The sequence below is a fragment of the Paraburkholderia sp. CHISQ3 genome (genome assembly GCF_030464945.1).
Lineage (GTDB): Bacteria > Pseudomonadota > Gammaproteobacteria > Burkholderiales > Burkholderiaceae > Paraburkholderia > Paraburkholderia megapolitana.
The window spans coordinates 545912-560720 of the sequence record NZ_JALPRG010000002.1; the positions used below are offsets into that span (position 1 = coordinate 545912).

The following is a 14809-nucleotide window of genomic DNA, read 5'->3' on the forward strand; positions in this document are numbered from 1 at the left end:
CAGGCCGGTTGCCTGAATGACTTCGCGAGATGCGTCCGGGGTTCAGTCCCCACGCGTTATGCGCGGCGGATTATTTCACTTGTCGATGTAAAGGCTTCGACTGAAACGGAACAATCGGGTCGCCGCCCGCCGGCCCCAGATTTACACCCAGCCACAACTCGTGCAAACTCCACTGACCGCATCTCTATCTCCATCTATCCGGACCCTACTGTCCTATGGCGTTCAATATCGTGTTCTGGGCCAATACGAACGGACTTTGCAATCCGCGCCCGGTCACGTCCCTATCTGTCTCCCTCCCTGTCCGCCGACTACCGCCCGGCCGCTGAGCCATGACGTCTTGGCGGCCGTAGCCGTTCCACGACCGCATTCGCGGATGCATACGGATTAAATACGGATTAAAGCAGCCGGTTGAAACCGTTTCGCCGGCAAGGGGTAACAGATGGCATACGATCCAAAGACGATCGAACCCAGGTGGCAAGCCTATTGGGACGAGCATTCGACGTTCCGTGGCGAGATCGATCCAGCGAAAGAGAAGTTCTACGTGCTGGACATGTTCCCCTACCCATCGGGAGCCGGGTTACATGTCGGACATCCGGAGGGATATACCGCGACCGACATCCTGTGCCGGTATAAGCGTATGCGCGGTTTCAACGTGCTGCATCCAATGGGCTGGGACAGCTACGGCTTGCCTGCGGAGCGCTACGCGATGCGCACCGGCGTTCATCCGGCCATCACGACGAAGCGCAACATCGAAACCTTTCGCGGCCAGGTCAAGCGATTGGGGTTTTCGTACGACTGGAGCCGCGAGCTTGCCACCACCGATCCAGGCTATGTGCGCTGGACACAATGGATCTTCCTGAAGCTGTTCGAACGCGGCCTCGCCTACCAAGCCGAGGTGGCAGTGAACTGGTGTCCCGCGCAAAACACCGTGCTCGCCAACGAAGAGGTGAAAGACGGCAAATACGTCGAGACGGGCGACCCAGTTGTACGTCGTCCGATGCGGCAATGGATGTTGCGTATCACCCGCTACGCCGATCACCTCATCGACGATCTGGAGGAACTGGACTGGCCGGAAAGCGTGAAGGCCATGCAGCGCAACTGGGTCGGCCGATCGGAAGGCGCCGATATCGACTTGCCGATTGCAAACAGCAACCATTCGATAACCGTCTTCACGACACGACCGGACACCCTGTTCGGTGCGACCTTTTGCATTCTCGCGCCCGAGCACGAGTTGCTCGCCAGTATCGTCACGTCCGAAGCACGCGCTGCTGTCGACACGTACATCGACCAGGCAAAAGCGTTGGACGAAACGGTGCGCAGCGACACCGGGCGCAGGAAGACCGGAGTGTTTACCGGTGCATACGCCATTAACCCCGCAAACGGGAAGCGCTTGCCGGTCTGGGTCGCCGACTACGTGTTGAGCGGCTACGGCACGGGCGCGATCATGGCAGTGCCGGCACACGACCGGCGGGACTACGAGTTTGCGCAGACCTTCAGCTTGCCGATTATCAAGGTCGTCGATGACGGTACCAGCGGCGATATCGCCGATGTCGCTTACGAAGGCGATGGCTCGATGGTCAATTCCGGCTTCCTGAATGGGCTGCCGACCGCGCAGGCTAAACACGCGATGTTGCAGTGGCTGGAGCAGCACGGCGCGGGGCACGCAAAGACGACTTATCGTTTGCGCGACTGGCTGTTCTCGCGTCAGCGTTATTGGGGCGAACCCATTCCAGTCCTGCACCTCGCGGATGGATCGATCGTGCCGTTGCCCGAGGACTCGTTGCCCCTGCTGCCACCCGAACTCGACGATTACAAGCCTGCCGCAGGCGGGGAGCCGCCGCTCGCACGCGCAGTGGACTGGGTTCGGACCACCGTGCCGGGCACCGATATCGCCGCAGTGCGCGAGACGAACACGATGCCGCAATGGGCCGGCTCGAGCTGGTACTTCCTGCGCTTCCTGGACCCGCACAACGATCGCGAGTTCGTTAGCGCGGAAGCCGAGAAGTACTGGATGCCGGTGGACGTCTATGTCGGCGGTACCGAGCAGACGGTGCTGCATTTGTTGTACGCCCGCTTCTGGCACAAGGTGTTGTACGACATCGGTGTAGTCTCGACTAAAGAACCGTTCCGCAAGCTGTTCAATCAGGGCATGGTGCTGGCCTTTTCGTACAAGGATGCATCGGGTCGTTACTACGAACCCGATCAGGTGACCGAGCGCGATGGCAAGTATTTCAGCGCAGGCCAGGAGCTGAGCAGCCAGGTCGAAAAGATGTCGAAGTCGCGCTACAACGTAGTGAACCCGGACGATGTCGTGGAAGAGTACGGCGCGGACTCGTTGCGACTCTATGAAATGTTCATGGGGCCGCTGGACGTCGCCAAGCCCTGGCAAACGTCGGGCTTGATCGGCGTTCGCCGTTTTCTCGAACGCGCGTGGCGTATCGTTTGCGACGACAACGACATGCTGCATCCGTTGATACAGGATGCCTTGAGCTACCCTCAACAGTTGCTGCGATTACGCCACAAGACGGTACGCGCCGTGACGGAGGACATCGAAGGGTTGCGTTTTAACACCGGCATTGCGCGGTTGATGGAGATGGCTAACGTTCTCACACACTCGCCGGTTCGGCCGCGCGAGATCGTGGAGACCTTCGTCAAGTTGCTGGCACCGTTCGCACCGCATGTGGCAGAAGAGTTGTGGGGCAAGCTGGGGTACGACGGCACGCTTGCCTATGCTTCGTGGCCGGGCTTCGATCCTGATCTGTGTGTCGACGAAAGTCATGAATATGTCGTGCAGGTTAACGGCAAGGTGCGCCATCGGTTTCGCGGTGAAACCGGACTCGACGCTCATGGCCTCATCGTCGCGGCGAAGGCCGAGCCGGAAGTCGGTGCGCTGCTGCAAGGTCGCGACGTGATGAAGGAAATCGCGATTCCTGGTCGACTGGTGAATTTTGTTGTTCGGGAGTAGCGCCATGTCGAGCGGCCAGCTTCTGCCGTTCGACATGGCGACCCGGTTCGTTGACAATTGCAGCCGGGGCCCGCATTTACAGGCCCCATATCGCATGACTGACTATGGAAGAGAGCTCATGACCATTCAGTTGCATAACCCAGCCAACATCGTTACACCGTTCTCCCGTTACAGCCATGGCGTATCGGCCCCTGCCACTGCGCGCTGGCTGCACATCTCCGGTCAGGTCGGTGTCACCCCCGACGGCGCCGTTCCAGAAGACGCGGAGAAGCAGATGGAACTGGCCTGGGACAACCTGTTCGCGGTGCTGGCCGATGCCGGCATGGCCGTGACGGACCTGGTCAAAGTCGACGGCTTCATTACCCGCGCGGATCTCGTACCGCTCTATCGCACGGTGCGTGAACGGCGGCTGGCCGGGCATGCGACTGCCTCTACTCTGGTGATCGTCGCCGGTCTCGTCGTGCCGACGCTTCACGTCGAGATTCAGGGTGTCGCGGCGAAGTAGGATGGCAGAAGAGCAACGGTCCACGCGAGCAAGCGCCGCCCGTCAGAGACCTGTTCACTTCACACGCTCCGGCGGCCCGTGAGGTAAACCGCAGATTCGCGAGAAGCACATAAGGAACCCTCCAGCACGCACGATCATGGATACCCGAGATAACACCACAGCCCCCGCCTGGATGCGTATCGCAATTGCCGAACGCGGTGTCAGACGCTTTCCGGCCGGCGATACGAACCCGCGGATAGTCGAATACAACAACCAGACCAACCTCGCTGGTTACGACGACAAGGTCTCCTGGTGTTCCTCGTTCGCTAACTGGTGCCTGATAAACGCCGGAATTCGCGGGACGGGGTCGGCGGTGGCGCGGTCCTGGCTCGATTGGGGAATCGCTCTCGAGCGCCCGGTCTATGGCTGCATCGTAGTGCTGACACGCGACGATCCCACAAGCTGGAAAGGGCATGTCGGTTTCTATCTTCGCCACGATGCCCAGGATGTTTTCCTCTTTGGCGGAAACCAGCTCGATGAGGTCCGCGAGTTGGCGTATCCGCTCGCCTCGGTTCTCAGCTACAGGTGGCCGGAGTCTTTCTGAGGCGACTCGTGTCGGTTGAAAATCGCCATCACCCTACCCGCCCGCGAACTTCACCAGCGCAGGCACGCTCAACACCGCCGTGTAGTACCCCATGAACTGCACACCGGTATTGAACCCGAAGTTGCGCGACAGCAACCCGCCGAGCAGGCCAACCGTCAGGATCACGAGCAACCCGAGCAGCTGCCCCTCCCACACGCTAATCACGACGATCAACCCGACGAAGGTCGCGATGATCGCTTCGTGACTCAGCTTACGCGCGACAAACGAAGCCGCGCGATGCGCAAAGTTCATCGACAGCGGATAGGCAATCAGCGCCGCCAGCACGACTGCGAGCAAGCCGTAACCGAGAAATTCCCACGTCGTCATCAGCGTGTGCAGGTTGTGCACCTGCCCCGTTGCGGCATCGACGAAAAAACGCGGCGGCGCATTGAAAAGCGGCGCAGCCGGACCAGCCGCGACCGGGCTCAGCGGCAAGCCGAATGCGATCAGTGGAATCAGCGCTTCGGCAATGTAGGTCGCCTCCGTCACGCCGTTGCGTGCAGAGATCACCGTCGTCAACCGGTGATACGCATGCTTGACCCGCGATCCGACGAGCTCCCCGAGCACCACCGTCATCGCAACCGGGCTGAACACGAACGTGGCGCTCGACACCGCGGCGGTCGCGACGACCCAGCCGCGTTGCTGCGCGTCCAGCACCTTCAACGGGTTCGGGAAATAGCCGCTCCAGCTCTTCACGTCCGGTGCAAGAGAGAACGTGCGCACACGGTCGCGGCGCATTCTCGCGCGGTCGGCGGGAGAAAGGATCGAGAACAGGTCGGCAATCAACGGTCCGATCGCGATGCCGAGAAAATAGCTCACGCTGAGTTTCACGCCGTACTTGCCGGTCAGCGCCTGCAGACCGACGATCACCAGCACGAACGGCACGAGCAACATCACCGACGCCCAGCGCCCCTGCGAGAAGTACGCAATCGCGAGCGCGGCCGCCAGAAACACCCACGGCGCGGCCTTCGTGATCACTGGACCAAACGGTGCCAGCAGTACGGCAAATAACACCGCGAGTGGCACGGCGACGAACGCCGCGACAATCGCACCGGAGATCATCTTGCGCAACGCGATATGCGGCACGCCGAGATTGCGCAGCATCGTCGCCTGTTGCAACAGCGGGGTGGCCAGCGTATCGCCGGGAATGCCAAGCAGCGCGGTCGGGATTGCGTGTGTCATGTGCTTCGACACGGCGCCCGCCATGAAGAACGAAAAAACACCGACGGGCGGCACGCCAAGCAGGACGACCAGCAGTGTGAGCGGCGCGAGCGTGGTGGTTTCGTCGGTGCCGGAAATGAGGCCGATACCGGCGAACACGATCGCCCCGATCAACCCCATCGACAACGCAACGAACAATGGTCCGGGCAGAAGGTCCATCAGCGCGCTCCTTCGCTATCGGCATCTGGCAACGATGCGTCGGTCTGTGCTGCGAGCGCCCCCCGCCTATCCCGCGTATCCCGTTCATAACGCGCGAACAGATCGTACAGTTCCAGCTCCTTCATTTCCGCGGCTACGGCAGGCGGCAGATCCGCAACGCGTCCCAGGCCACCGGCTTCCGCAGCGAGTTGTGCGAGCACGGCTTCGCGTCCGGCGGCGCCGGTCGCCTGCTCGATCACGTCGCGTTTCGGTTTGAAGAGCTTTGCGCATACGCCGCCCGCCAGCAGGCATCCGCCGAGTCCGACCAGCATCGCGTAGGCGCGCGCCATCGTCGGATCGTGGACGTACGCCGCGAGTACGCGCCCTGCGACAGCGAATGCGCCAAGGCTGATCACGACACCGAGCACGACCGACCACGCAAGATGGCGGATATCGACGGTATCGCCCCAGACTTCGACCAGTTGGGTGTCGTTCATCGCGTGCTCCTCCGACGAACGGGCGCCGCCGCAAAGGCAGCTGAAAGATGATTCATTGTCTCCTCCTGTTCTGGAGTGCCGGTGAGGCCGCCGTGCGGATTGCCGGACCGGCCTTCGTTTTTTGATGCCGCTAATACCGCAACTACTACGCTTGATCGCGTCACGCGTCGCGCGGACCTTGCAGCAAGGCAATGCCGTAATCGACGCTAACGTTTTTCGCAGCCACCATCTTCTTCACGACCCAGTCGACGTCGCCGCCGGACGCACCTGCGGCCAGCGCAATGTTGCGCGCATGCAGCGCCATATGACCGCGCTGGATACCTTCCGTCGATAGCGCGCGCAATGCACCCATGTTCTGCGCCAGACCGACCGCGACGGCAATTTCGCCGAGTTCCTGCGCAGACTTCACGTCCATGATTTTCAGTGCAACGCGCGCAAGCGGATGTGTGCGCGTCGCACCGCCGACCAGCCCCACCGGCATCGGCATCTCGATCGTACCGACCAGGTCGCCGTTGCCGGCCACTTCCCATGTAGTCAGCGACGTATAGCGCCCGCCGCGGCTCGCATATGCGTGCGCGCCGGCCTCGACTGCGCGCCAGTCGTTGCCGGTCGCGACGATTACGGGATCGATGCCGTTCATGATTCCCTTGTTGTGGGTCGCCGCGCGATAAGGATCGATCGCGGCGAACAGACACGCGTCGACGACACCGGCGATCACGTCGCCCCCCGAATACTCGCTGGTCTGCAAGGTCGCGGCCGGATAGCGGACCTGTGCGCGCGCGAGCCGTAGATCGGCCAGGTTCGACAGGATGCGCAAGCGCACCTTGCCACCGGTGATTTCCTCGACCCGCCCGGCAACCGTTTCCGCCATCGTATTCACGGTGTTCGCGCCCATGGCATCGCGCACATCGACGATCAGATGCGCGACCACCATCGCGCCGCGCGGCGTGTCCGGAAACACATGTACTTCGATGTCCCGGCAACCGCCGCCGAGGCCAATCAAAACGGTATCGCGTGCATTCGCGAGCGCGATCAGTTCGTCACGGTGCTGGAGAATCGACAGACGCGCACCGTACGGGTCCGACACCCCGGTCACCTGCACCTGCGCACGCATCAATGGGCCCGTGCTCGACGTGCGAAAACCGCCGGAACCGCGTGCGAGCTTCGCCATGTACGACGCAGCCGCAACCACCGACGGTTCTTCGACCGCCATCGGCACCAGCACGTCCTTGCCGTTGATCTGGAAGTAACCCGCCACCGCGAGCGGCAGTTCGAACGTCCCGATCACGTTCTCGATCATGCCGTTGGCGGTATCGAGCGACAGCGCCCCTGGCCGCTCGACCAGCGCCACGTCGGCATCGCTCAGATGGGCAGCCGCGGCGATATGCTGAAGGCGTGCTGAAGGGGACAGCGCCCGGAAGTTCGGCAGTGTCGAATCGATCATGGGTCAGTCTCGTCTCCTGAATGAACGGCGGTGCCGGCGTCACACGCCGGTCTCCGATGAATGGCCGAATCATAGTCAAACTGTACCCAATTGAAAGGTACAATTTCCCAGAACAGTACAACCGCTGTACCCAAGACGGCAGCCTGCAAACTGGAGAAACCACCTCAATGTCGCGCGAGAAGAAGAACCTGCCTGCGCTGCTGGCGGACAATCTGGGCAAACAGATTGCGGACGGCCTGCTGCACGCCGGCGACAAACTGCCGTCGATCAGGGAATACGCCGAGGCCAACGGCTGCTCGAAGAACACCGTTATCAGCGCATTCGACCGGCTGACCGCCGACGGCCTGATCGAGCCGCGCCGCGGCGCAGGCTTCTTCGTCACGCACACGGTGAAACCGCCGCAGCCCGACGACGACGCGCCGACGCTCGACCGTGCGATGGACTCCGTCTGGCTGATGCGCGAGCAATTGCAAAGCAAGCCCGACTTCCTGAATCTCGGCGAAGGTTTCCCACCGATCGCGTGGCTGGAAGAAACGCGGCTCGACCATTTTCATCAGCGCGTGGTGCGCACCGGTGTCGCTTCGCTGTTCCGCTACGGCAGCCGCTTCGGTTATCTGCCGTTACGTCAGCATCTGCAGCAGAAACTCGCGGGCTACGAGATCGAAGCAGCACCGCCGCAGATCGTCCTCACGCACGGCGCAAACCAGGCGATGGATATGGTGCTGCGCTACTTCGTCCGCGCAGGCGATACGGTGCTCGTCGACGACCCCGGCTATTACGCGCTCTTCGGCAAGCTGAAGCTGAGCGGCGTGAATATCGTCGGTGTGCCGCGACTGATCGACGGGCCTGACATTGCGGCGCTCGAACACGGTCTGAAGACACATCGTCCGCGGCTCTTCTTCACGCAGTCGGTCGGTCACAATCCCACCGCCACCGATACCAGCGCAGCAAAAGCGCATCGCATCCTGCAACTCGCAGAGGCGCACGATCTGATCGTCGTCGAGAACGATTCGCTGGCCGACCTGAAGCCGCGCTCGGCGGTGCGGATCAGTGCGCTCGACCAGTTGCGACGCACGATTTATATCGGCAGCTTTTCGAAGTCCGTCTCGGCGGCGCTAAGAGTAGGTTTTCTTGCATGCAGCGCCGACCTCGCAAGCGATCTCGCCGACGTGAAAATGCTCACGCATGTGAGCAGTTCCGAATACTGCGAACGCACACTCGATGTGATTCTCGCCGACGGTCACTTTCTGCGTCACACGAACCGCCTGCAGGAACGGTTAAAGCGCGCAACTGCCGCGGGCGTCGATGCACTGACGAAGCTCGGCGCATCGATCTACAAGGCCAGTGAGCAGAGCCTGTACCTGTGGGCCACGTTACCGGGATACGACGATTCGATCGAGCTGGCGCGCGCGATGCTCGAGCAGCACGTGATCCTCGCGCCGGGCACGATCTTCTCGGCACATGCGAACCGCGCGTCGCCGTGGTGTCGGTTCAATGTCGCGTATCTTGGCGATCCGCGGTTTGCAAAAGCGCTCGCGCGGCTGGCAAAAGCTTAGCGGCACAATCGTCGTGGGCAAACGAGCACGCCCGATCGTACTCAGCTTACGACCGATGCCCCGTCGTAAACACGACACGCACCTGACTGTCGTCACTTCCCCAGTAATCCTCGACCTGAGACAAAGGAACCGGCTTCACTGCGATCTCGAACTTGCCCGGCACTGTGGCATTGAGCAATTGCGCAATCGCGTGGTGGATACGCGGCATCGGAATGCTGCCGATTCCGCTGCCCATCAGTTCGATCGGTGACGACCGCAGCACGGCGCTGGGAAGTGCGATCGTGGGTCCGCTAATCGCGCCGATCTGGATGAACCGCACCGGGACCGCCTCGCGCGCAGCTTTGGCACCGGCTATGAGCAACGACTCCGCACTCGGTCCCCACAGATAGTCGAGAACAACATCGACGCCTGCATGGAACTGTTCCTGGAACGCTTTTTCGAGCGTGTCCTTGTCTTGCGCAAGACTGATCGTCACGTCTGCGCCGACCGCGCTCAAGGCCCGCAGCGCATCCTCGTTACGCCCGGTCGCGATGACCTTCGCGGCACCGAGGTACTTCGCGATCTGTACCGCGAGACGCCCCGATGCGCCGGTCGCCCCGTTGATCAATACGGTCTCTCCGCTAACCAGTTTCGCGCGCTCGGTCAGAGCGGCCCACGACGACATGCCCGGAATCGCGATGGCCGCGGCCGTTATATCGTCCAGCGCCGCGGGCAGCGGAATACAACGCGCCTTTTTGACGATGCACTGTTCGGCCATACCGCCGTACGGCGCTTCGGGCATCAGAAAATAAACGCGCGTGCCATCTTCGAGCGTGCCGGTACCATCGATGCCCGGCACGAAAGGCAGCGTGCCGGAGCCGCTATAGTGCTTGCCCGATGCGCGGCTTTTCGTGACATGGCTGAGCGCCGACGCTGCAACGGTAACGCGTACCGTGCCTTCGGCGGTCGCTGCTGCAGGCTCGGTGAAATCGGCGTAAGTGGGCGCTGCGCCCAATGCTTTAACAAGTGCTGCTTTCATATGTAATCTCCTTTGCCGGGTGTCAGAACAATGTCATCGACGGCGACGAGACAACCCGATATGTGTGTACTATACACATATATCGACAGACAAGGAATGGTTGCGATGAAGAAGGAAATCCGCGAATTGCGTGGAGCATTGCTGGATCTGACCGGGGTTCTCAACCGCCCTCAACCCGATTCCGCGCTCATCGAAGCGGCGGGCGTAGACCTGGATCGCGCGCTTTTTCCGCTGCTACTCAGGATCGACCGGTTGGGGCCGCTCGGTATTGTCGAGCTGGCAGAACTGGTTGGGCGCGACTACAGCACCGTGAGCCGGCAGGTCGCCAAACTCGAAAGCCTGGGGCTGGTTTCGCGCTGCCCGGATCCGGAAGACAAACGGGTGCGTGCGGCCATCATGACGGATCAGGGTCGCGAGATGACAGCGGCGCTCGATGCAGCGCGCCAGAAAATCATCGAGAAACTGCTTGCCGATTGGGAAAAGGAAGACGTGCGAGTTCTGACGCGTCTGCTTCGCAGGTTTGCCGACGATGCGCTGGAGTGGGTCGGTACCTTGTAGCGCGCGTTGCGCAGTTTTCAGCGGGCGAGCGTCGCCTGCTCGAGAATCATGTCGTAAAGCGCCTGCGCCGCCGGCGATAAATGGCCGGTCTTGCGTGCGACCAGCGCGAGCGTTCGCGAAACCACCGGATGGGTCAGTTCGATCATCCGTACTGTCGGATAGGCGCCCTTCTGGATCGCCAGCCGCGGCACCACTGCCGCACCCACGCCCTGCGCGACCAATCCCACTGCGGTCGAACTGCGCTGCACTTCATAGAACGAACGCAACGCGAGATGACTCGCTTTCAGCGCCTGATCGAGCAACACGCGGTTGCCGCTCACCTCGCCGGCGAAGATCAGCGGATAGGGTTGCAACTGCTTCCACGCGATGCGTCGCCGCTTCGCTAGCGGATGATCTTCATGGCAGATCAGGACGTAGCGGTCTTCGGTCAGCGGCACGCTGGCGAGTTCCGGATGACGCTCCCCTGCGATATTGATGCCGAATTCAGCCTCCCGACGCAGCACCGCTTCGACAACCGCAGACGACGCGTGATCGAGAATCCTGATGCGATTGTGCGGATAGCGCGCCGAGTACGCCTGCAGGATGCGCGGCAGGTACTGCACGCCGACAGTCGGCACGCAGGCAATCGACACATCGCCACGCCGCACGATGCCAGTCTCGCGAATCTCGACCAGCGCATCGGCGAGTTCGCCGAGCAGCCGCCGCGCCTGCGGCAGAAAGTCCCGACCGATCTCGGTTAAAGCAATCGAGCGCGTCGTGCGCTCGATCAGCGTAACGCCGAGAAAATCTTCGAGCTTGCGCAAACGCTGCGTGATCGCTGTCTGGGTGACATGCAGCGCATCGGCGGCGCCCTGGAAGCTGCCCCGATCAGCAACGGCGATAAATGCCTGCACGCCGAGGGTGTCGATTTTCATAAGATAAATTGATGAATCCCGTAAATAATTTCATTTTACTGCTCGCTGTGCGGCGCTCAAAATGCGTGCACGACAAAGAATCCAACTCCCCACAGGTCCCCGATGAACATCACGATTCTCGACGACTATTTCGACACGCTGCGCGGCCTGCCCAGCTTCCGCAAACTCGACAGCCATGACGTCACCGTATGGAACGATCATGTGCAGGACGTGGATGCACTGGCCGAACGTCTGCGCGACACCGAGGTACTGGTGCTGATCCGCGAGCGCACCCAGATCCGTGCGCCGCTCATCGCCAGGCTGCCGAAACTGCGGCTGATCAGTCAGCGCAGCGTGTTCCCGCATATCGACATCGACGCGTGCACCGCGCACGGCGTAATCGTTTCATCGAATCAGCATGCCGGTAGTCCCTCCTACGCCGCTGCCGAACTCACCTGGGGTCTCGTCATCGCGGCGATGCGTCAGATTCCACAACAGATGCAGGCACTGCAAACAGGTCGCTGGCAGATCGGCGTGGGGCGCAGCCTGCGTGGACGCACGCTGGGTATCTACGGATATGGTCGTATCGGTGCCGAAGTTGCGCGCTACGGAGCAGCCTTCGGCATGAAGGTGCTGGTCTGGGCCAGAGAAGCCTCGCGGCAACGAGCGAGCGAAGACGGCTGGGACGTGGCGCCCGACAAGCACACCTTCTTCGAAACCTGCGACGTAATCTCGCTGCATATGCGCCTCGTGAAGGACACGCGCGGCATCGTCACTGCAGAAGATCTGAGCAAGATGAAACCCACCGCGCTACTGGTCAACACGAGCCGCGCCGGGCTGATTGCGCCAGGTGCACTGGAGCACGCTCTGCAGGCTGGCCGTCCCGGCATGGCGGCCGTGGATGTGTACGACGAAGAACCGCTACTCGATGTGCAGCATCCGCTGCTGCGCCTGCCAAACGTCGTGTGTACCCCGCATATCGGTTACGTCACCGAAGACGAGTACGAGATCCAGTTCTCGGACATCTTCGACCAGATCGTCTCCTATGCGGCCGGGCATCCGATTCACGTGGTCAATCCGGACGCGCTTGCGTGAGCCCTGCCTGTATCCGGCCACACGCTCTCCTGTCCGCACGGAGGTAAGCATGGACGATCTTCTCGAACCCCTGATCCTGGACTTGCTGGAGTGGATCGGCCCTGGCGCCCAGCCTTATAGCGAGGTGCTTGAAGTCTGGCGTACCTCGTGCCCACGCCTGCCGATCTGGGAAGAGGCGACTTCGCGCGGCTATCTGACGCGCACTCATGCGACCGGCGGTGTTGCCGAGGTAAGCGTCAGCGAGATGGGTGCGGCACATTTGCGGGCGAGTCGTGGTGTTGTTGTCCTGGAGGCTGAAGCCTCTACTCCAGAGAGATAGCCTACAGAGGCGGAACCGCCCCGAGTTTGTCGGGATTTCTCACGATGTACACGTCGGAAATGCGACCGGCGTGGATCGTGAACGCGCTTGCGGATTCGATTTTCCCGTCGATGTATCGCAGCAAACCAGGTTCACCGTTGATCCACGCCATCCGGTAGGCGACCTTCCCGGGAAACGCGTGCTCAAGCGACCAGAAGACTCCGGCGATGCGCGCCGCACCCTTCAGGATCCGGCCGAATGACGGTACCTTTCCTCCACCATCGCTCACGAGCTCCACGTCGGGGGCGAGCATCGTTTTCATGGCTTCCCGGTCGCCGGTACTAGCTGCCCGCAAAAAGCGGCTCAGCAGGTCCCTATGTTCGTGCGCAGAGATTTCAAAGCGCGGCCGGCCTTCGCGTATGCGCTCACCGGCTCGCCGCACAATTTGACGGCACGCCGCCTCTGTTTTTCCCAGGATCGAGGCTATCTCCCGGTAGTCGAGATCGAAGGCTTCGCGCAAGAGGAAAGCGGCGCGCTCATCCGGCGAAAGACGCTCCAGCACCCAAAGAAATGCTACTGAGAGGTCGCTTGAGAATTCGGCGGCCGCTTCAGGTGTGTTTTCGTCCAGTTCAACCAGCGGTTCCGGAAGCCACCACCCGATATAGCTCTGCTGCTCGCTCTTGCGGCTGCGCAGACGGTCGATGGAAAGACGGGTGACTACGGTGACTAGCCATGCCTCCATCGAGCGCATCGCCGAATGATCTGCTTCGTGCCAGCGAAGCCATGCATCCTGGACGACGTCCTCGGCGTCGGTGCGAGTTCCCAGCATTCGATACGCGATCCCGAACAACCGGGGTTTTAGCTCGATAAACGTTTGCACGATGTCCATAAAGCGCCTGCAAAAAATGTGTCTGTCACAACTCGATCGGCGTGCGCGTCTAACAGAGTATGCGGAGCCCAAAGCGAAAACCGCAAGCGAGAAGCTCCGACATCGTCGACTTGATCAACAGGACTATTGAAGATGACTGCAACAACCCGCAATGTGCGACCGGTTACAGAAAAACTTGGCAAAGAAGGTGCCGGCGAACTCGTGCCCTCCCGCTACGCCGTGCGCATAGGTGACCTCGACGTCGTGCTGATCAGCGATGGTGTGCTGCCGCTGCCCACTTCCACCATGTCCACTAATGTGAGCGAAGCAGACCGTAACGAATGGTTCGACGGTCGCTTCCTGCAACGTGACACGTTCGACTGGGCGCTCAATATCGCGCTCATCCGCAGCGGCGAGCGCCTGATCCTGGTCGACTCCGGCGTGGGCGACGGCTTCGAATACTTCACGCGCGCCGGTCAGTCCGTGATGCGCCTGGAAACTGCTGGCATCGACCTGAGCGCGATCACCGATATCGTCGTTACGCATATGCATATGGATCACGTCGGCGGTCTGAACACGGATGGCGTCAAGGCCAGGCTGCGCCCGGACGTGCGCATTCACGTGGCGGCCGCAGAAGTGGCGTTCTGGAAAAATCCGGACTTCAGCAAAACGGTGATGCCGGAGACGGTTCCTCCCGCGCTTCGCAAGGCTGCCGCAAAATTCGTGGCGCTCTACGGCGAAAACATCGTGCAATTCGAGCAGACCGTGGAAGTCGCAGCAGGCGTGTCGGCGCGCGTGACCGGTGGCCATACGCCGGGACACTGCGTCGTGGACGTCGCGTCGAGCGGCGAGAAACTGACGTTCGTCGGCGACGCAATTTTCGAAGTCAACTTCGACAATCCCGCCTGGCAGAATGGCTTCGAGCACGATCCTGAGGGCGCTGTTGACGTGCGTATCGCATTGTTCAACGAAGCCGCCGAAACCGGCGCTCTGCTGGCCGCGGCGCACGTTGCATTCCCGTCGATCGGTCACATTGCAAAGCACGGTGACGGTTTCCGTTTCGTGCCCGTGCAGTGGGATTACTGATCGATGCTCGACTATCGATCGTCGGTGCATCGGTCGCGCTGACGA

Annotated in this window: 14 protein-coding genes; 8 read left to right on the forward strand and 6 right to left on the reverse strand. The window is 61.4% G+C overall.

Annotated elements, in window-relative coordinates:
- Window positions 1-439: 439 nt before the first annotated feature.
- The 3 genes from leuS (at window position 440) to M0D65_RS06185 (ending at window position 4053) form a co-directional block, all read left to right on the forward strand.
- Window positions 440-2965 carry a leucine--tRNA ligase gene (gene leuS / locus M0D65_RS06175; RefSeq protein ID WP_266251885.1) on the forward strand — a complete coding sequence of 842 codons (2526 nt, stop codon included), beginning with the start codon at window positions 440-442 and terminating at the stop codon, window positions 2963-2965.
- A gap of 118 nt (window positions 2966-3083) precedes the next feature.
- Entirely contained in the window at window positions 3084-3470 is a 387-nt protein-coding gene (locus M0D65_RS06180; RefSeq protein WP_266251886.1) for a RidA family protein, read from the forward strand.
- Between the two features lie 136 nt (window positions 3471-3606).
- Window positions 3607-4053 carry a TIGR02594 family protein gene (locus M0D65_RS06185; protein ID WP_266251887.1) on the forward strand — a complete coding sequence of 149 codons (447 nt, stop codon included), beginning with the start codon at window positions 3607-3609 and terminating at the stop codon, window positions 4051-4053.
- 33 nt (window positions 4054-4086) lie between these two features.
- Here the strand turns inward: M0D65_RS06185 and M0D65_RS06190 are convergent, their stop codons facing one another.
- The 3 genes from M0D65_RS06190 to M0D65_RS06200 all read right to left on the reverse strand — a co-directional run bounded on the left by M0D65_RS06190 (window position 4087) and on the right by M0D65_RS06200 (window position 7392).
- Window positions 4087-5472, reverse strand: coding sequence for a tripartite tricarboxylate transporter permease (locus tag M0D65_RS06190; protein ID WP_266251888.1), 1386 nt, complete (start codon window positions 5470-5472; stop codon window positions 4087-4089).
- Entirely contained in the window at window positions 5472-5948 is a 477-nt protein-coding gene (locus tag M0D65_RS06195; RefSeq protein WP_266251889.1) for a hypothetical protein, read from the reverse strand. The genes M0D65_RS06190 and M0D65_RS06195 overlap by 1 nt, the downstream gene beginning before the upstream one ends.
- A 160-nt stretch (window positions 5949-6108) precedes the next feature.
- Complete coding sequence (locus tag M0D65_RS06200) at window positions 6109-7392, reverse strand: hydroxymethylglutaryl-CoA reductase, degradative (protein WP_266251890.1); 1284 nt, start codon at window positions 7390-7392, stop codon at window positions 6109-6111.
- Between the two features lie 167 nt (window positions 7393-7559).
- On the opposite strand from M0D65_RS06200, the gene M0D65_RS06205 reads away from it, so the two are divergent.
- Window positions 7560-8948: a PLP-dependent aminotransferase family protein gene (locus M0D65_RS06205; protein WP_266251891.1), complete on the forward strand. Its 1389-nt coding sequence runs from the start codon at window positions 7560-7562 to the stop codon at window positions 8946-8948.
- Window positions 8949-8994: 46 nt separating this feature from the next.
- Here the strand turns inward: M0D65_RS06205 and M0D65_RS06210 are convergent, their stop codons facing one another.
- On the reverse strand, window positions 8995-9966 hold the full coding sequence (locus M0D65_RS06210) for a zinc-binding dehydrogenase (RefSeq protein ID WP_266251892.1): 972 nt from the start codon (window positions 9964-9966) through the stop codon (window positions 8995-8997).
- Between the two features lie 105 nt (window positions 9967-10071).
- Here M0D65_RS06210 and M0D65_RS06215 point away from each other — a divergent pair, with 105 nt between their 5' ends.
- Complete coding sequence (locus M0D65_RS06215) at window positions 10072-10524, forward strand: MarR family winged helix-turn-helix transcriptional regulator (RefSeq protein ID WP_266251893.1); 453 nt, start codon at window positions 10072-10074, stop codon at window positions 10522-10524.
- A gap of 17 nt (window positions 10525-10541) precedes the next feature.
- Here M0D65_RS06215 and M0D65_RS06220 read toward each other — a convergent pair whose 3' ends face one another.
- On the reverse strand, window positions 10542-11438 hold the full coding sequence (locus tag M0D65_RS06220) for a LysR family transcriptional regulator (protein WP_091011291.1): 897 nt from the start codon (window positions 11436-11438) through the stop codon (window positions 10542-10544).
- Window positions 11439-11540: 102 nt separating this feature from the next.
- Between M0D65_RS06220 and M0D65_RS06225 the strand changes: the two genes are divergently transcribed.
- On the forward strand, window positions 11541-12512 hold the full coding sequence (locus tag M0D65_RS06225; protein ID WP_266251894.1) for a D-2-hydroxyacid dehydrogenase family protein: 972 nt from the start codon (window positions 11541-11543) through the stop codon (window positions 12510-12512).
- A 49-nt stretch (window positions 12513-12561) separates the two neighbouring features.
- Window positions 12562-12831, forward strand: coding sequence for a 3-phosphoglycerate dehydrogenase (locus M0D65_RS06230; protein ID WP_266251895.1), 270 nt, complete (start codon window positions 12562-12564; stop codon window positions 12829-12831).
- Window position 12832: 1 nt separating this feature from the next.
- Here M0D65_RS06230 and M0D65_RS06235 read toward each other — a convergent pair whose 3' ends face one another.
- Window positions 12833-13699 (reverse strand): RNA polymerase sigma-70 factor, encoded by an 867-nt coding sequence (locus M0D65_RS06235; protein WP_266251896.1) that lies wholly within the window; start codon window positions 13697-13699, stop codon window positions 12833-12835.
- Between the two features lie 132 nt (window positions 13700-13831).
- On the opposite strand from M0D65_RS06235, the gene M0D65_RS06240 reads away from it, so the two are divergent.
- Entirely contained in the window at window positions 13832-14764 is a 933-nt protein-coding gene (locus tag M0D65_RS06240) for an MBL fold metallo-hydrolase (RefSeq protein WP_266251897.1), read from the forward strand.
- Window positions 14765-14809 lie beyond the last annotated feature (45 nt).